This window comes from Bradyrhizobium sp. STM 3566 (genome assembly GCF_045571445.1).
GTDB lineage: Bacteria > Pseudomonadota > Alphaproteobacteria > Rhizobiales > Xanthobacteraceae > Bradyrhizobium > Bradyrhizobium vignae.
This window is the reverse complement of the sequence record NZ_CP120692.1, coordinates 6,146,445-6,163,814: the sequence shown is the minus strand read 5'-3', so window position 1 is coordinate 6,163,814 and position 17,370 is coordinate 6,146,445. Positions and strand designations below refer to the sequence as shown.

Annotated in this window: 11 protein-coding genes and 7 pseudogenes; 11 read left to right on the top strand and 7 right to left on the bottom strand. The window is 60.4% G+C overall.

From position 1 onward, the window contains the following. Positions 1–7: 7 nt before the first annotated feature. A pseudogene (locus P6U27_RS29685) lies at positions 8–724 on the bottom strand (IS5 family transposase); the annotation flags it as partial. A gap of 76 nt (positions 725–800) precedes the next feature. Next, positions 801–983 (bottom strand): annotated as a pseudogene (locus tag P6U27_RS29680) (aminotransferase); the annotation flags it as partial. A 295-nt stretch (positions 984–1,278) separates the two neighbouring features. Between P6U27_RS29680 and P6U27_RS29675 the strand changes: the two are divergent. After that, positions 1,279–2,502, top strand: coding sequence for a diaminopropionate ammonia-lyase (locus P6U27_RS29675; protein WP_407192990.1), 1,224 nt, complete (start codon positions 1,279–1,281; stop codon positions 2,500–2,502). Positions 2,503–2,516: 14 nt separating this feature from the next. Here P6U27_RS29675 and P6U27_RS29670 read toward each other — a convergent pair whose 3' ends face one another. Beyond that, complete coding sequence (locus P6U27_RS29670; protein ID WP_407121579.1) at positions 2,517–2,873, bottom strand: Lrp/AsnC ligand binding domain-containing protein; 357 nt, start codon at positions 2,871–2,873, stop codon at positions 2,517–2,519. A gap of 936 nt (positions 2,874–3,809) precedes the next feature. Between P6U27_RS29670 and P6U27_RS29665 the strand changes: the two genes are divergently transcribed. The 9 genes and pseudogenes from P6U27_RS29665 to P6U27_RS29625 all read left to right on the top strand — a co-directional run bounded on the left by P6U27_RS29665 (position 3,810) and on the right by P6U27_RS29625 (position 10,789). Continuing rightward, positions 3,810–4,049, top strand: a complete 240-nt coding sequence (locus P6U27_RS29665; RefSeq protein WP_407121580.1) for a shikimate kinase — start codon at positions 3,810–3,812, stop codon at positions 4,047–4,049. Positions 4,050–4,584: 535 nt separating this feature from the next. Further along, positions 4,585–5,001 (top strand): IS66-like element accessory protein TnpA, encoded by a 417-nt coding sequence (gene tnpA / locus P6U27_RS29660; protein WP_407121581.1) that lies wholly within the window; start codon positions 4,585–4,587, stop codon positions 4,999–5,001. Next, a complete protein-coding gene (gene tnpB / locus P6U27_RS29655; protein WP_407121582.1) occupies positions 4,998–5,348 on the top strand; it encodes an IS66 family insertion sequence element accessory protein TnpB in 351 nt (116 codons plus the stop codon). The genes tnpA and tnpB overlap by 4 nt, the downstream gene beginning before the upstream one ends. A 148-nt stretch (positions 5,349–5,496) precedes the next feature. Next, positions 5,497–6,992, top strand: a pseudogene (tnpC, locus tag P6U27_RS29650) (IS66 family transposase). A 15-nt stretch (positions 6,993–7,007) separates the two neighbouring features. After that, positions 7,008–7,126 (top strand): annotated as a pseudogene (locus P6U27_RS29645) (DUF736 family protein); the annotation flags it as partial. After that, on the top strand, positions 7,123–7,506 hold the full coding sequence (locus tag P6U27_RS29640; RefSeq protein WP_407121583.1) for a hypothetical protein: 384 nt from the start codon (positions 7,123–7,125) through the stop codon (positions 7,504–7,506). The pseudogene P6U27_RS29645 and the gene P6U27_RS29640, both read left to right, overlap by 4 nt. 43 nt (positions 7,507–7,549) lie before the next feature. Beyond that, positions 7,550–8,652, top strand: a protein-coding gene (locus P6U27_RS29635; RefSeq protein ID WP_407121584.1) for an IS3 family transposase whose coding sequence is annotated in 2 segments (ribosomal slippage) — positions 7,550–7,811 and positions 7,811–8,652 — 1,104 coding nt in all. Because the reading frame shifts where the segments join, the coding sequence is not laid out codon by codon here. A 155-nt stretch (positions 8,653–8,807) separates the two neighbouring features. After that, positions 8,808–8,924 (top strand): annotated as a pseudogene (locus P6U27_RS29630) (IS30 family transposase); the annotation flags it as partial. Between the two features lie 296 nt (positions 8,925–9,220). Further along, positions 9,221–10,789 (top strand): S10 family peptidase, encoded by a 1,569-nt coding sequence (locus P6U27_RS29625; RefSeq protein WP_407121585.1) that lies wholly within the window; start codon positions 9,221–9,223, stop codon positions 10,787–10,789. A gap of 251 nt (positions 10,790–11,040) precedes the next feature. Here the strand turns inward: P6U27_RS29625 and P6U27_RS29620 are convergent. From P6U27_RS29620 to istA, 3 genes and pseudogenes are all read right to left on the bottom strand, one after another. Next, positions 11,041–11,801: pseudogene (locus tag P6U27_RS29620) on the bottom strand (IS5 family transposase). Between the two features lie 162 nt (positions 11,802–11,963). Next, positions 11,964–12,761: an IS21-like element helper ATPase IstB gene (istB, locus tag P6U27_RS29615; protein WP_122401602.1), complete on the bottom strand. Its 798-nt coding sequence runs from the start codon at positions 12,759–12,761 to the stop codon at positions 11,964–11,966. Beyond that, on the bottom strand, positions 12,761–14,059 hold the full coding sequence (istA, locus tag P6U27_RS29610) for an IS21 family transposase (protein ID WP_122401601.1): 1,299 nt from the start codon (positions 14,057–14,059) through the stop codon (positions 12,761–12,763). Before istA ends, istB begins: the two co-directional genes overlap by 1 nt. A gap of 113 nt (positions 14,060–14,172) precedes the next feature. Between istA and P6U27_RS29605 the strand changes: the two genes are divergently transcribed. Then, positions 14,173–15,708: a DDE-type integrase/transposase/recombinase gene (locus P6U27_RS29605; RefSeq protein ID WP_164937308.1), complete on the top strand. Its 1,536-nt coding sequence runs from the start codon at positions 14,173–14,175 to the stop codon at positions 15,706–15,708. Positions 15,709–15,974: 266 nt separating this feature from the next. Here P6U27_RS29605 and P6U27_RS29600 read toward each other — a convergent pair. Then, positions 15,975–17,326, bottom strand: a pseudogene (locus P6U27_RS29600) (IS701 family transposase). Between the last annotated feature and the right edge of the window lie 44 nt (positions 17,327–17,370).

Sequence of the window (17,370 nt, the reverse complement as noted above, 5' to 3'; positions counted from 1 at the left end):
TGGAGCGCATGTAGTTTCGCGCGGTCTTTTCGTAACGCGTAGCGACGCGCCTGAACCGCTTCAGTTTCGAGAAGCAGCATTCGATCAGATGACGCTCGGCATAGAGGGGTTTGTTGAGCGGATATTTGATTGCTCGTGAGGGGTTGTTCGGAATAACGGCTTCGGCGCCCTTTGCGGCGATCGCGGATCGCAACGCATCGGAATCGTAGGCCGCATCGCCCATCACGACCTCGGCTGCGAGCGCCTCGATGAGCGGCTGGGCCTGAGGTGCATCACCGGCTTGACCTGCGGTGAGAAAGAAGCGGACCGGACAACCCAGCCGCGGACAGCCATATGGATTTGGTCGTCAGGCCGCCGCGCGAACGCCCGATGGCCTGATTTTGAGCCCCCCTTTTGCGCCGCTGGCGTGCTGGTGGGCGCGGACGATGGTGGAGTCAACGATCGGATATTCAAAGTCTGGATCATCTGCGAGCGCTTCGAACATGCGCAGCCAGACCCCCTTGGCGCTCCATGGGTTGAAGCGTCGGAAGACGCTGTTCCATTCGCCGAACGCTTCGGGCAGATCACGCCATGGCGAACCGGTTCGCACGATCCACAACACGCCCTCGACAAACATCCGGTTGTCCCGGCCGGTCGAACCGCGCTGATCCGGCCGACCGATGATCAGGCCGGAGATACGGTCCCATTGCATGTCGCTCAGAACGAGCCGATCCAGGACACCCAAGGCTTTCTCCTAAAAGAAAGCCTTGAATCATGTTCCATCTGATTTGAGAATCCCAAGAGTCCACACAGCCTAGTCGAGCAATGCTATCGTATACGCCCTCCAACTGCCGCGTGCTTTCGGCAGTCGCTTCGTATCCGCCGATTGTGGCTTCGCGCTGAAGGTATGCGACCATACCATCGACGACGGGGCTCGGCATCAACGCAGCGCCGGCGTTATTAAGGTGGATTCGGTGTGCAACGCCCGGCGTATCCGCTCGCAAGCGAGCGACGTCGGAATCAGAAAGATCCTGATCGAGCTTGCAGTTTGCTTCCGAACATTATGCACCTGAAGTTCCTTCTTCGCGACGAAGGTAGATGGATAGATGCGCAGACACCACCGGTCCCTCGACCGGCAAAATCTCTCGAAACATAACTGACAGAATGGCCCAAACCCGCCATTTTAAGGCTCACAATGCCAAAATCCTTCATTTGCCGCTTCATAGATTGCGCCAAACGGCCTCAAGGACTGGCAAAGTGGTTCGAGAAGATCGTAATTGCCTGGCCTGGAGGATCACCTTGCTGCCCACTTCAAAGTCCGCGGAAACTTCGTCGGAGACGCTTGCCAAGCATCGGCCCTTTCTGTTGCGCAATCGCTCACCCGGATTGATAAAGGCTCCTTGGTGGTGCGACCGCAACGCAGGAGATGAGCCTCTCCGCCTCCTTCGGGTCTGCCCGCATTATGCACCCACCAGCTTGATTTCCCTGCCGCATACCGCCGCCAAGCTGGGTCTCGGCGAAATCTGGATCAAGGATGAGACGCAGCGGCTTGGTATAGGCAGTTTCAAGGGGCTCGGCGGCGCCTATGCGGTGCTGAAGCTCGCAATGAAGCACGTTGAAAGACGGACGGGACGCTCGGTTCTGCCTGCCGAATTGGCGGAGCCTGGCGTGCGATCTATTCTTTCAGAGCTCACATTTTCGTGTGCTTCGGACGGTAACCATGGCCGTTCGGCGTCGGCCGGAGCGAGGCTCATAGGGGCCCGGGCCGTCGTATATCTCCACGAAGGTGTGAGCGACGAGCGGGCTGCTCATATCTCGCGGCTCGGCGCTGCAATCGTGCGCGTGGCTGGAGACTATAACGACTCCGTCGAAGCTGCAGCCAAGGCTGCCTTCCAGGATGGTTGGATCGCTGTTCCGGATACGGTTGGCCCTGGCGAGGACGACACTGCTTGCACGTTTGTGGTCCAGGGCTATGCGATTTTAATCGACGAAATCATTGCGGCAACGGCAGGACATTCGAAGCCGTTTACGCATGTTCTGGTTCAGGCTGGTGTGGGAGGCCTTGCAGCAAGCGTGTTCGCCCATGGCGCGGCACGAGGGCTATTCGGGAGCGATACCCATCTTTGGATCGTGGAACCAGAACGGTCGGCATGCCTTTACGAAAGCGCCCGAGCCAAGATGCCCGTGCGGCTCCCATCTGGACCTGCGACACACATGTCGATGCTTGAATGCCAAAGCCCATCGTTGTTGGTTTGGCCGATCCTCCACGAGCTGACCAGCGGCTACATCACGGTGACCGAAGAAGAAGCCGTGGGCGCGGTACGTTTGCTTCATGAAGGTGTTTCAGGCGATCAGGCTCTTCACGTCGGAGAGTCCGGAGCGGCTGGATTAGCAGGCCTCTTGAGGGCGACCGAAGAGAAGGACCGTAAAAAACTTGGCCTCGATCAGTCCGCCAAGGTTCTGCTCTTTGCCACGGAAGGTCCCACCGACCTATCGCTTTGGAGCGGAAATCAACAGGCATAAGCAAAGCCCGCTAGTCAGGATACGTCAAGGTTGATGCGGGTGGTGAACTTGATCGTCTGCATCGACACATATGTACTGAATGATTTGACGTTCTTGTCGGGAAAGAATGCTCGCTCGGTAAATGCTCCATATTCCTCCATAGAGCCGGCGTTGACGACCAGAATGAAATCAGCCGAACCCGTTACGTAGTAGCACTGCGTAACCTCAGGATATGCGCTCATTCGATTCTTGAAGTTGTGTAGAAGATCGAGCTGCTCTCTGGCGCTTACGCCTTTATGATCAAGAGCAGGCAGCTTCAGCGCCTGCTGCAACAGACAGCCGGGTTGAAATCGGCGCCATACATCAAGAGCTTGGCGGCTACCCTCAACCAAGGTCGTTTCGATGTCGATGCGGCCTTGGAGGATCTAAAGGCAATCCGACGCTGGCGGCGTCGGTCATGCAAGCCTCGATTAAGCTTGCTGCCGAGCGGGGAATTCTGCGCGAACCCTCGGCTCTAACGCTTGCTGCCGAAGATGTGGCCACCACAATCAAGTTGACTCGCGAGGAAGCGGCACAGCGCGCCCAAATGGAGGCTTCTCGCGCTCAAGCCGAAGAGAAGGACATCACCCGGACGGCAATGTCGGTTGCCGAATTACTTAAGGGGGCCGGCATCGACGCGAAGATGCCCCATTTGGCTAAGCGTCTTAGATCGCCAAGCTCAATGACAGACGAGCTCACCGGAATCCAGGCCAGCTCTGAGACCGGCATCCAGCTTTTCAATAACGCTGTACGACACGTCTTCGAATTCTCTGACAGGGATTTTACACGTGCCTTCAAGAAAGCCATTCTAGCGTTTGAGGAGAGCGGCTATAGCGAGGTCAGCACGACTAACTGGTTCAGGACGCGATCGCGGACCTTCGCTGGCATTAGGACAGTGCTCGCCACGACTGGCGGGTACCATTTTGAGCTCGAGTTTCACACCGCAGACAGCTACAAGGCCAAGCTCGACAATCATGCGACCCACAAGGAGCTGCAGAAGCTCAGACGGTTGCAGCGAGGGAGCGAAGAGCCCTCGGATCAGTCTATAGCCGAGCAACTCCTGGAGCGCGTGCGACGGGCGTGCAACAAGGTTGTCATCCCCGAGGGGGCCACAGAGATCCCCCATTGGGAAGCCGAAGTCGTCAACAGCGTTGGCGCCAGCCCTGCTCGTGTGTCGAACGTGGCCCGGCCCACATGTGCAGCGCGGTCGGCACGCAACAGAGATTGTTGGCGCCCTCGACAACCGCCCGATCGTGCTCGTTGGCATGATGGGGGCCGGGAAATCCGGTGTGGGACGTGCACTCGCAAAGCAGCTGGGGCTGACGTTCGTCGACTCCGATAAAGAGATCGAGGCGAAGGCTGGCAAGTCCATAACCATGATTTTCGCGGAGGACGGCGAGGCGCATTTCAGGGATCTCGAGGCGAATGAGATCAGCCCGCTGCTCGATAGAGGGCCGCTGGTGCTCGCAACCGGGGTCCGCGACCAGAATGGCAACGACACAGCCAGCTTTTGTTGTTTCTGTCATTGAATGACGACGGTCTAGGTGACAATGCCCATTGGTCGCCCCTCCTGCTCGATCGCCACGCGCCGGAACGGGTGGTTGTGCAGAGCAGCTGCGCGCCGCATCTATTTGGATTGATTGTGCTTTTGGTGAGTGGCCAAAGGCAGGGGGCGCAGTGGGGCCGGTACATCGTGAGCCAGCGTGATAATCACAGTCGCGCACGTACGAAGATGGAGCACGGATTTCGAGCGCCTGCAATCACAAGGCAAGTGAGTATCGATAACTCGATGCTCTCCGCACTCGCTTCAATTGAAGAAGCAGGCCACAGACTTGATCGCTGGCCGCACGCTCAAGCTACGCGTCCCGGCCCTGATGGCAGCCTGGCTGTCAGCGTTCGTCGATTATAGACCCTATCTCGACCCCCGGTGAGCGTGGCGTCGTTCAGGTCCTCGCCGCAGACGGTGATCAGGCGAAGATCATCCGTAAGCGCTTAGCCGGAGCCCTTGCTTCGGGATCGTAATAGCTGTGCGAAGAAGCCTCCGGGGTTGGACGGAGGTTTGAGATGGGATTGGACAGCAAAAAGGACGTCCATTTAGACGGCCCAAGGTCGGTGAGCCGGTTGGAAGTTCTGGAAGGACCGTCGGGGCGGCGCGTGCGCTCGGAAGCAGAGAGAGCTCGGATCGTCGCCGAGAGTCTGTTGCCCGGTGCCCAGGTGTCCGAGGTTGCGCGCAAGCACGGAGCGACGCGATGGCAGATCTACAATTGGCGACGGCGTTTTCGACAGCGAGGCATGTTGCCGCCGTGCGACGCGCCGCAGCCGACATTCGCGCCGCTGGTCGTGGAACATGCGCTGGAGGAGCGTCACGCTCCGACGGTCACGCTCGAGATCGCGATCGGAGATGTCGTGCTGCGGACGGATACGGCCATTGATGGTGAGCAGCTCTCCCGGGTGATCCGTGCGGTGCGAGCGTCACGATGATCGCGGCCGGTGCTGATCTGAAGATTTACATTGCAACGCGGCCGATCGACTTCCGCTGTGGCCATGACGGGCTTGCGGCAAAGGTGCAGGAGATGCTCCGTCTCGATCCGTTCAGCGGCGCAGCCTTCGTGTTCCGATCGAAACGAGCGGACCGGATCAAGGTTTTGGTCTGGGATCGAACGGGCCTGGTATTGGTGCACAAGCGCCTCGAAGGTTGCAAGTTCGTTTGGCCAACGATCGCGGACGTGATGCGCAGTTCGCCCGCGATGTTTGCTGCCTTGTTCGAAGGGCTGGATTGGAGATTCGTCCGCCCGGAAGAAGCACGGCGCCCGCAGGCGGCGGGATAACTGCGGCAGCATGACTCGGCAGCTATTTTGATCGTGGCACACGCGGCGGCGATGTGCTCGAAATAGCGCATGAGCATCGCGGCGCTGCGCGACGAAAATGAACAACTGAAAGCGCTTTTGGCGCAAACGCAGGGAGCATCAGGGGGCGCTGGCGGCGTCGGAAGAAGCCCGACGCCGCCTGGAGGTCATCCTCGCCGAATTGCGGCCGACAGGTTCGGCGCGAAGTCCGAGAAGCTGCGGCCAGATCAGTATCACTTACCGCTGGAAGACGTGGAGATCGCGCAAGGCATCCTGGACGCGGCGCAGGAGAGAGCCGAGGTTGTGATCAAGGGCCGATCGCGGAGCGTGACGGATCAAGCTTCTCATCGCAATCGCGGCTGCTTGCCTGCCCATTTGCCGCGCGTGGAACGGATCATCGAGCCTGCAAGCACGCTCTGCCCGTGCGGTTGCGGCGCCATGACGAAGATCGGCGAGGACGTCAGCCAGCGCCTTGACGTGATCCCGGCGCAATGGCGGGTGCTGGTCACGCGCCGCTCGAAATACATCTGTCGCCGCTGCTCGGGCCCCGTCGTGCACGCGCACGCACCGGAGCACGTCGTACCCGGCGGGCTGCCGACCGAAGCGGCCATCGCGCACGTGATCGTCTCCAAATTTGGCGACCATACGCCATTTTACCGTCAGGCCGAGATCTATGCGCGCCAGGGGATCCGGCTCGATCGGGCGACGCTGGGCAACTGGTCTGGCCGCGCCTGCTTCCATCTTCAGCCCATCGCGGACCACATGCGCCACCACCTGGCTATGGCGGATCGGTTGTTCATGGATGAGACCACGGCCGGTGCTTGATCCGGGGCGAGGTCAAACGAAGAAAGGCTACTTCTGGGCGATCGCGTCAGACGACCGTGGCCACAGCGGCCCAAGTCCACCGATCGTGCTGTTCCGATACGCCCCCGGTCGCAGCAGTGCCTTTGCTGAGCAGTTCCTCGACGGTTTTGGCGGACGCTACCTGCAATGCGATGCCTATGACGGCTATGACCGGTTGACCGAGGTCGTTCGACCGCAAGGGCCATGGACGCTCGTGCATTGCTGGAGCCATTTGCGCCGGCGCTTCGTCAAATTGGTGCGCAACAGCAAGTCACCGATCGCCGAGGCCGCTGTTCGGCACATCGCGCAGCTTTACGCCTTCGAAGCCATGGTGCGCGGCTCATCGCCGGACATCCGGTTGGCCGCGCGCAAGGAGCACTCGCTGCCAATGGTAGCCGCGTTAAAGTCGTGGTTCGAGAAACAGCTGTCGATGATCTCCAGCGGTTCGACCCTCGCCGAGGATATCCGCTATGCGCTCAATCATTGGCAGGGGCTGACCCGCTTCCTCGAAGACGGGCGTCTCGAGCTCGACACCAACCCGGTCGAGAACGCCATCCGCCAGTCTGCCTAACCAGAAAAAATGCCCTCTTCGCGGCCCATGAAATCGGGGCAGAAAACTGGGCCATGCTGGCGTCGACAGTCGCTACCTGCAAGCTCAACCAAGTCAATCCGGCCGCCTACATCGCCGAAACACTCGAGGCGATCATCGATGGCCATCCCCATAGCAGAATCGGCGACCTGATGCCGTGGCGCTTCCGCAAAACGTCAAGTCAGCTTCAATAGGTTCATGGCTAAGCGCTTACGGTCAAGCTGGACGATCCGAGTTTTCCCGCTCCGTTTTACGCCCCCTGATCGGGCTGGAGGGCGAGGAAGGCCTGGTGCTGATCTGGTCGCGGCGGTGGGAGAGCTCCTCATGATCGTTGACACCATCGAGGAATTGCGCGCGGGACGGCGGAAATCGCCGTCCACGCCCGCGGGGCGCAAGGTGCTCGAAGCCGAGCTGGCCGGCCTCATCCGCCAATGCGACGAGCCACTGACGATGGATGAGGGGCGTAGGCTCCATCGTCTAGCGATTTACGGCACTTGTAACGGCTCCGCTCATCCGTTGAGAACGTTCTCGATTGCTTTGGCTGGCGTGAAGGTCAGCTTCTTCGAAGCTGCGATGGCGATCGCCTTGAATAGGCCGTCGACGATCGCCTTCGCCTGTGTCTTTCAGCTGTTCTCGACGGCGATTTCATTCGCGGTGGCGAGGGAACGATGTGATCTGAGGCCGGCAAACTGGACCATTTTTGGCTAGAGTTGGCGCTGCGTAAATCCCTCGACTGGGAGGAGCGACGACGATGAAGGCCTCGAAGTTTTCGGACGCCCAAAAGGTGTTCATTCTCAAGCAGGGCAACGACGGGGTCCCGGTTGCGGAGATCTGCCGCAAGGCCGGGATCAGCCAGGCGACCTACTTCAATTGGAAGAAGAAGTATGACGGTCTGCTGCCGACCGAGATGCGCCGGCTGAAGCAGCTCGAGGACGAGAACGCCAAGCTAAAGAAGCTGGTAGCCGATCTGTCGCTCGACAAGGAGATGTTGCAGGACGTGATCCGCCGAAAGCTATAAAGCCTGGTCGGAAGCGCAAGCTCGTCGATGAGGTTTGTGGTGAGTGGCAAGTCTCGATCCGCAAGGCTTGTGAGACCCTCGAGTTCGATCGCTCGACCTACCACTACAAATCTCGTCGTTCCGGCCAGGCCGCCCTCGAAGCTCGGATCAAGGAGATCTGCCATGTTCGCGTACGCTACGGCTATCGCCGCGTCCACGTCCTGCTCCGCCGCGAGGGATGGCGTCATGGGCAGAACAAGACCCGTCGCATCTATCGCGAATTGGGCCTGCAATTGCGCAATAAATCGCCGAAGCGGAGGGTCAAGGCCAAGCTGCGCGATGACCGCAGGCCAGCGACGCGCGCCAACGAGACCTGGGCGATGGACTTTGTTCATGACCAGCTGGCAAATGGTGGCAAGCTCCGGGTGCTCACGATTATCGATATCTTCTCCCGCTTCTCGCCCGCCCTGGAGCCGCGACTCACTTTCCGCGGCACCGATGTTGTGGAGGTGCTGGAAAGGGTTTGCAACGAAGTGGGCTTCCCGGCGACGATCCGCCTCGACCAAGGCAGCGAGTTCGTGTCGCGCGACGTCGACCTCTGGGCCTACCAGCGCGGCGTCACGCTGGACTTCTCACGCCCGGGCAAACCGACCGACAATGCCTTTATCGAAGCGTTCAATGGCCGCTTCCGGGTCGAATGCCTCAACGCCCATTGGTTCCTGTCGCTTGCGGACGCCCGGGAAAAGGTGGAGACTTGGCGCAGATACTACAACGAGGAGCGGCCCCATGGAGCGATCGGCAATCGGCCGCCGATTTTGCTGCAAAATCACGCCGGCGCCACCAGCCCGCCAACGTGATAAGAGCGCAAAACTCTAGTTCTGGGTGGTCCAAAGTTCGGTCTCGCTACACAAACCGCCGAGACTCTAACTGCTGCTGGATGAAAATTCAGTGGCAGGTCAAACGGGCTCCAACTCTGTGATTTTTTCCCGTCTGACATGAAGAGCGCCGGATGGGTATCCAAGTCTGCTTCTGCGACCCGCAAAGCCATTGGCAGCGTGGCACTAACGAGAACACCAACGCTTTGTTGCGGCAGTACTTCCCGAAAGGTACAGACCTGAGCATCAACAGCGCTCATCCGCCGTGCCGGCCTTTCGATCTGACGGGTAAATTTGAATACTGAAGACCAAGCCAGGCGAATCCGCCGACGCCTTGCCCAATAATAGAGACTACCAGCCTTAGTAGGTCTGTTGTTCCCGGTTTTCAGCTAAGTGACTAGAGCCGCTTTGGGAAACACCCACTGTGTAACATAGTCGTGCGAAACCGGATTGTGCCGCAACCTCAAGACGGGCAATTGGCAGCTCGGACCGGGCCTCACCAGTTGTTTCTTGATTGACGAGCAAGGTCCGGTCGGACCGGGAGAAATCAATGCTGTTCGATTTGATCGCGCTGCGCCGCACCTCTCTTGCGCTAGCCCTCGTTACCTGCGCCGTAATGGGCGCCCGGGCCGACGATTCGCCGCCGCGCCTCGGCTCTACGATGCCGGCCGGCCCGAAGGGAGAGCCAGGGGCGCGTAGCGGTAGCACACCGAGTTTGCCAGTGGTCGCCGATCAGCATCGCCTGCCGCAGGATTCCATCACTAAACAGACGCTGGAGCTGCCGGGCCGGACGCTTCATTTCGTCGCGACTGCGGGTTCGATCTGCCTATTAGACGACAAAGGCGAGCCCCAGGCCGATATCGCCTACACATCCTATGAGCTCGACGGGACAGATCGCGCCACGCGTCCGGTGACGTTTCTCTTCAATGGCGGCCCCGGCTCATCCTCCGCTTGGCTGCAGTTCGGCAGTGCCGGGCCCTGGCGATTGCCAATCGATGCGGAGACTGTCACGCCGTCGGCCTCGCCGGAGGTCAGGCCCAACGCCGAGACCTGGCTCGATTTTACCGACCTCGTGTTCATCGATCCCGTCAGCACCGGCTATAGCCGCTTCGTGGCGACTGGCGAGGAAGTGAGCGAGCAGTTCTATTCGGTCGACGGCGACGCCAGTTCGATCGCGCTAGTGATCCGCCGCTGGCTTGAGAAGCACGAGCGGCTCTCCTCGCCGAAATATATTGCGGGGGAAAGCTACGGCGGCATTCGTGGACCCAAGGTAGTGCGCAATCTGCAGATTCAGCTGGGCGTCGGCGTGAAGGGCCTGATCCTGGTCTCGCCGCTGTTCGACTACCGCGTCGCAGGCACGAGCCTTCTGCAATATGTCGCGACGCTGCCAAGCTATGTCGCGGTGGCCCGCGAAGCCAAGGGCCAAGGCAGGGGAGCGGTCACACGCGCCGATCTCGCAGATATCGAAGCCTACGCGCGTGGTGAATTCTTGACTGACCTCGTCAAAGGCCAGGCAGATAGGGAGGCCACCAACCGTCTAGCCGACAAAGTCGCCGCCTTGACCGGCATCGACCAGGCCGTAAGCCGACGGCTGGCCGGGCGCTTTGGCGTCGGCGAATTCCGTCGCGAGTTAGAACGCAAGAGCGGCAAGGTGACGGGCGGCTATGACGCCTCCGCGCGCGGCCTCGATGCCTATCCGGACTCCGATGGCCACCGCTTCGGCGATCCCTCGGGGGATGCGGTGGCGGCGCCGCTGGCGAGCGCCGCCGTTGATGTCTTGACGCGCAAGCTTAACTGGCGGCCAGACGGCTCCTATGAACTGCTCAACCGTGGCGTCAGGCCGGCCTGGAATTTTGGCAACGGTAGCCCCCCGGAATCGCTTTCAGAGCTGCGCGAGATGCTTGCGACAGACCCCAAGATGAACGTGTTGGTCGGACACGGCCTGTTCGATCTTGTCACACCCTATTTCGGCTCGAAGATGGCGCTCGACCAATTGCCGCCCTTTGCCTCGGCGGTGGATCGCGTCAAACTCGTGGCCTATTCGGGCGGCCACATGTTCTATTCACGCGATGCCTCGCGGAAGGCTTTTCGCGCAGAGGTCGAAGCGATGATGAAGTAGGGTTGTGTTTCATCAAGCCGAAGGCGAGCTGCCGAGGCTACAATGCCACTGCGCTCGTCGACTAGGGCTGTCGTCCATCGTAATGTTGTTCACGGCGTCTGTACTTTGCTTGATGCACAAAAGGATGTGGGCGAAGCCGCTCCGGCAATTGGTCGGATTCTTGAGGATCAGAAAATGATCCATTGATAGATCGCCGAGAGGATCCGAATGAAGCCGTGGCCCTTCGAATACCATCGTGCTAGGGTCCGGACTCAATTGATCCACCAAGTAACGGCGGCGACCAAGAGGATGGCCGAGAGGAAGTTGTCGGCTCGCTTGTCGTAGCGGGTCGCAATCCGCCTGAAGTCCTTGAGGCGGCAAAACATGCGTTCGATGAGATTGCGTCCTTTGTAGGCCTTCACGTCGTACCGGTGCGGATGCTTGCGAGTTGGGTTGGGCGGAATTACTGCCTTTGTTCCGCGCTCGGCCAACCACTCACGCAGGCTATTGGCGTCATAGGCCCTGTCAGCAAGCAATCGTCGAGCAGGTGAGACGGCAGGCAGCAGATCGCGCGCCGCCGTGAGGTCATGGCAGTTGCCAGGCGTGATCACGAAGGCGATCGGACGTCCATAATCCTCGGTCAGCGCGTGGATTTTGGTGGTGCGTCCGCCTCGCGAGCGGCCGACCGCCTGCTGGAAGTCCCCCCTTTTGCGCCCGCCGCCGAGCGGTGGGCTTTGATGTGGGTCGCGTCGGTGGACATTGTCCCGACCCGGCCGGTTGAGCCAGTCAAGGCGTAGAAAATATTGCCCCACACGCCTTGGCGGCTCCAGCGATTGAAGCGGTTATAGATGGTCGTGTAGGGGCCGTAATCTGCCGGGCAGTCTCGCCAGCGTGCGCCCGATCGCAGCATGTGGAGGATCCCGCTGATCACGCGTCGGTCATCCACGCGATGGGCGCCGCGCCGCCCACGTGGCAACAGCGGTTCAATCCGCTTCCACTCCGCCTCACTCAGCCAATATAGCTTTTGCCCCATCAAGCCCCCCTTCGACTCGGAGGTCTTGAATCACATGTCAAGCGACGTCCGGATTTAACCCCGTAGCGACGTGAAGAAGTGACCCCCTTGTTGTTTTGGTGGATGTGGCAAGCCGCTCGCGGAGCGCGCCCCCATAGCGCCGTAGCGAGCGAGCGGCTTGCTTCACGGCTTTTTCTCCGATTTAGCTTCTGGCGCGGCGGCCTTCTGCAAAAGCCCGCTACGACGCTTTTCTTTCAAGCGGTAGCTGTCGCCGCGGATTGTGATCACGTGACTGTGGTGTAACAGGCGATCAAGGATCGCGGTGGCGACCACAGGGTCGCCGAAGACTGAGCCCCACTCGCCGACGCTGCGGTTGCTGGTGAGCAGGATCGCGCCTCTCTCGTAACGGCGGCTGACGAGCTGGAAGAAGAGATGTGCGGCATTGGGCTCAAAGGGCAGATAGCCGAGTTCGTCGATGATCAGGAGCTTTGGCTTGGCAAATTGCGCGAGCCGCTCGTCAAGCCTGCCTTCGCTGTGTCCTTTGGCGAGTTGCGCAACGACCGTCGTGGCTGCGACGAACTGCACGGAATGCCCAGCCAGGATCGCTTCACGCCCCAGCGCGACCGCCAGGTGCGTCTTGCCAACGCCAGGCGGCCCAAGCAGCAGCACGTTCTCGCCATTGGCAATCCAGCGCGCACCGGCAAGCTCACGTACCTGCTTGGGGTCTAGGGACGGCTGGGCCGAGAAGTCGAAGCCGGAGAGATCGCGAACGAACGGGAAGCGAGCGAGTTTGAGGGTCATCTCGATGCGCCGCTCGTCCTTGCGGGCGATCTCGCGCTCGCACAGTAGCACCAGGGTCTCGCGCAGGCTCAGCTCTTGTCGGCCGGCCTCGTCCAATAGCCCATCCAACTGGTCGCGGACGGCGGTCAGCTTCAGGCGGGTCAGCATATCGCTCAGGCGATCGGGGACAGCGGCGCGCATCAGAAGCCCCCTCCGACGATTGCCTCATACTCGCCGAGCGGCCGCAGCAGCGCCGGCGAGTGCGGCGCAACGGACGATCCTGCGAGCGCGGCAGCTCGGTTCGATCTAAAGCCAGTCAGGCCCGCAAAATGCTCGGGGTCGACGACGCGGCGGCGACGACCGGCACAAATCGGATGGACGGCCACCTCATGGATCCCATGGTGGATGCGCACCAGCCCGTCGGCGATCATCACTCGCACCATCTCGCCGATTAGCCGCCAGGGCACCGAGTAGGCGTTGCCATCGATCTCGACGGCACAGTCGGCCTGCACACGGCGGATCACTTCACGTGCAGCCTGGAAGGGCGGCCTCCCAACGATGGGCTTGAGTGCCTGCGCTTCCGCCCGCCTGAACCGCTCGATCGGAGGCTCGCCGGTCGTGCCATGCTGGCGCAGGTCGGCGACCTCCCGCGTCCAAGCCTCAAGATGCGCCTCAAGGGCGTCCCAGCTCGGGAAGGCGCGGCCCGCGATCGCGTTTCGTTTTACGTAACCAACGCCGTTCTCGGTCTTGCCCTTGGTCCGGGCTCGGTATGGCGCGCAGGCACGGGGCCGGAAGCCCCAGTGCTTGGCAAATGCGCTCAGCTTGTCGTTGAAGACCACTGTGCGCGTGATGGCGTCATGCTCTACGACCAAGGCACGGGCATTGTCGAACAGCACTTCTTCGGGCACGCCGCCGAACTTCATGAACGCGCTTTCCAGGCCGTCGAACCAGTTCTCTTGCCGTTCGTTGCGGAAGGCTCTGACATGATGCCGGCGCGAGTAGCCCAACGTGGCGACGAACAGGTAGACGCGAACCTTGGCGCCGCCGATCTCAACCAGCCGTTCACCAAAATCGATTTGCAGTTGCTTGCCAGGCGCTGTCTCGAACCGCACCGTCGCGCGCGCTTCCGCCGCAAGCTCCTGGCGATAGCGCTGTACCGCCCGCTCAACTGTGCGCAGGCAGACAACGATGCCTTTCTCGGCTGCCAACTCCTGGCGGATCACGTCAGCATTGCCGCGGTGCTGCCGCAGACGCTCCTTGAGCCAGCTCTCCTGGCCCTCAAGTGCCTTTTTGCGCTGCGGTTGCCGATAAGGTGTCCAGCCGCCGGCCGCGATGTACTCCTTCACCGTGTTGCGGCTGATCCCGAGCTCCCGGGCAATCCGTTTGCTACCCCACCCCAGCTCGTTGAGCCGGAGTATCGCCGAAACCTCGTCCGGCTCCAGCATGGCCTCCCTCCGCGGATCTTTGAACCGCAGAGGACCTGAACTGAGTCGCTGCATAAAACCCCCGTTTTGATCGTGTCGCGAGGGGCGCATTGCCTCAGTAAAAATGTTACCGGACAACTTCCCTGTCGTGTCTGGGGCGGAGCTGCCGAATCAGTTCGGTGGCGGGTATGGCAGGGAAGATCAGCATGCGCGCAAAGCGCGAGATCACATCAGCGCTGGTGGAGCGTTATCGGGCGAGCGGACGGCTCGAGAAGGCACGGATCCTGGACGAGCTGTGTGCCGTTACGGGATGGCATCGCAAGCACGCTATCCGAGCACTGTCGGTGGACGGGGCATCGGGATCGGCCGTGCCGCGGCGACGGAGCCGGACCTACGGAGCTTCCATTCGCGTTGCACTGATTGTGCTATGGGACGCCTCTGACCGGCTCTGCAGTAAGCGGCTCGTCGCGATGATCCCGTTTTTGCTTCCGGCTCTTGAACGGCACGGCAGATTGAAGCTTTCTGCCGATGAGAGGTCGAAGGTTTTGAAGGTGAGCGCGGCGACGATCGATCGCCTGCTGAGCGACGTAAAGATCGCAGCAGCCGGAGGACGCCGACGGCGGGCGGGCTTTTCCAGTGCCGTACGGCGGCAAGTCCCGGTGCGTACATTCAATGACTGGGGATCACCTCCGCCGGGGTACTGCGAAGCGGATCTGGTTGCGCACGGCGGCATGTCCGTATCCGGCGCGTTCATTCAGACGCTAACAATGGTGGATATCGCAACGGGGTGGACCGAATGCTTTCCGCTCGTCGTGCGTGAAGCAGCTCTTGTGGTCGAAGCTCTCGAGCGCGCGCAGAACCTATTTCCCTGGCCCGTTCGGGGGCTCGATTTTGACAACGACAGCGCCTTCATGAACGACACGGTCGTGTCGTGGTGCCGTTCTCACGATGTCGAAGTCACTCGTTCCAGGGCCTACAAGAAGAACGATCAGGCATTCGTTGAACAAAAGAACGGAGCTATCGTTCGCCGCCTGGTGGGCTACGGGCGGTTTGAAGGCATTGATGCTGCTCGCTCATTAGCTCGCCTGTTTGCGGCGGCACGGCTGCACATCAATTTCTTCCAGCCCTCGTTTAAGCTGAAGGAGAAGCACCGCGAAGGTGCCAAGATGATCAAGCGCTATCTTCCTCCCGCTACGCCGTACGAAAGAGCATTGGTCCACCCGAGGCTCAATGAGGCATTCAAAGGTCGGCTGCGGGAGATTTACCGGACGCTTGATCCGGTGGCATTGCTGGCACAGATGCGGGACGCTCAGAATGAGCTGGGTAAGCGCGTCGATCAACGGGCTGGAAAGCCAGCGATGACTGTCGCGCAGGGGCATGGCGACTTAGCGGCCTTTGCCCGAGAGCTCGGCGATGGTTGGAAACAGGGTGAGCAGCGGGGCATTCATCGTCGTCGCTATGTGCGGCGCAAGCCTGTGCCACGTCGGCCATCGATGCTCGACCCCTACATTCCCATCATCGAGGAATGGCTCGCCGCGGCTCCGCACTTGTCCGCGGTCGATCTTCTCTCCCGGCTGGAAGCGCATGCGCCCGGTCGGTTCAGCGGCCATCAGCGGCGCACGGTGCAGCGATTGGTGAAGAATTGGCGATCAAAGGCCGCTCGACAGCTCATCAGCAGCACAGAGATCACACTATCGGTCCAAGCTTCGCGCCTTCGTATTTAATCCTGACAGGTTCTTTCGCCGAAGCACCGCAAGCCGCTCGCTCGCTACGGCGCTCTGGAGGGCGCGCTTCGCGAGCGGCTTGCTCCGACTCGCGGCAGCCGATCCAGAAAGACACCAGGGTGCGCTTCAGTAACATTGTCATCTGAGGCAATATGGGGGGGCAATTTCCCATGTCGCCCGACAATCACAACTCCGCCTCAGCGGGAATCCCTATTGAGTACAGACCCTAGCACTACTTTGGCAGATTGTGTTTTCGCCGCTGTTTTTCACGGATTTGCCTTCGGCAATATGGGCAATGCTGAGACGGCGGCCGAAGGATGAGATCGACGATGGCGTGACGTACGGCTGGCATGGTTGGCTGAGGCGGAGGCCCGTAGATTCTTTTTTTTTTCCGCCCCGCGTGTGCGAGGCGACGATGTTGCAGGAAGGCGTAGGCAATCATTGTCATCAGGGCGTGGCGATGAAGACCTTGCCATGATCGCCCTTCGAAGTGATCAAGTCCAAGTTCCTCCTTCAACTGCTGATGCGCCTGCTCACAAATCCACCGTGCCTTGATGGTGGCGGCCAGCGTGCGCAGATCCGTCGCCGCCGGAAGATTGGCCAGATAGTATTTCTTCTCCCCGGACGCACGTTGCTCGCCAATGAGCCAGGCTTCGTCGCCTGGGAGATGCTGCTGACCTTTATCCCATATCCGCTGCGGAGGGCCGTCGGCGGTCCGGACACGGACCGCAGCAAATTGGGCTTTAAGCCGACCTTTCGTCCCGCTACGCCAACTCACGGTTTTCCATTTGGCGCCGGCCAGCATTTGCTCGGCCGCAATTGATAAGATATCGGGCACGTGGTGCTTTCGTGGTTTCCCGCGGGCTTTGGTAATCGGCCAAATGAGCTTCACATCGACCGGATACACTTTCAGGTGCCGCGGGATTCCGACAGCCCAGACCAGCCCGCGCTCTGTTAGCCCTTGTCGAAACGGTGCGCTGAGGCGGTATCCTGCATCCGCCAGCACATATCCAAAGCGCACGTTGGCTGCTATCGCGCGGTCAATCTCGGCCAAAGCAATCTCCGGCTTGGACCGTGGCGTTCGATGTTCGACTGGCACGCGAGCGCGCTTCAAACGAGATTCGTCGCTTGTCCAACTGTCAGGCAGAAAGAGACGTAACGCGACCATCACGGGTACTTCGCCGCGCGCAAGCGTCAAAGACACCAGTGTTTGGCAATTTGCCGTTTTACCGAGAGCCGAGGCGTATTGAGCCGCAACACCGACCGAGCGCTCACCCTTCTTGGGAAGTGAGGTGTCATCAATAACCAGCACCGCATCCCTGCCGCCGACAAGTCGGTCCGCCTGGTTGAGCAACTCTGTCTCCAGCGGCGTCGCGTCCCAGACACCGTCCGCAATGAAATGGTGCAACTGGTCGTAGGTGCTGGTGGCAAGGCGTTCCGCCATCGGCTGAACGCTCTTACGATCGCCGGGACCGATCAATCCCGCAACATACAGAGGACACATCCGCTGCCGGGTCTTATGACCCAGTCGGTCCAAGAACGGCATCAGCCAGCGTTCGAGTTCGTCTTCCCATCCCAGCATGGTCAGCCCTCCAAGAGCCGACCACCCATGAATCATTAAAAAATTGATTCGGGAATCCTATAAAACGCGCCAAAATCAAC

Bases quoted from the DNA above. Each gene is read 5' to 3' on its own strand.
- tnpA (WP_407121581.1), top strand. From the start codon at position 4,585: ATGGGATTGGACAGCAAAAAGGACGTCCATTTAGACGGCCCAAGGTCG.
- tnpB (WP_407121582.1), top strand. From the start codon at position 4,998: ATGATCGCGGCCGGTGCTGATCTGAAGATTTACATTGCAACGCGGCCG.
- P6U27_RS29640 (WP_407121583.1), top strand. From the start codon at position 7,123: ATGATCGTTGACACCATCGAGGAATTGCGCGCGGGACGGCGGAAATCG.
- P6U27_RS29625 (WP_407121585.1), top strand. From the start codon at position 9,221: ATGCTGTTCGATTTGATCGCGCTGCGCCGCACCTCTCTTGCGCTAGCC.
- istB (WP_122401602.1), bottom strand. From the start codon at position 12,761: ATGCGCGCCGCTGTCCCCGATCGCCTGAGCGATATGCTGACCCGCCTG.
- istA (WP_122401601.1), bottom strand. From the start codon at position 14,059: ATGCAGCGACTCAGTTCAGGTCCTCTGCGGTTCAAAGATCCGCGGAGG.
- P6U27_RS29605 (WP_164937308.1), top strand. From the start codon at position 14,173: ATGGCAGGGAAGATCAGCATGCGCGCAAAGCGCGAGATCACATCAGCG.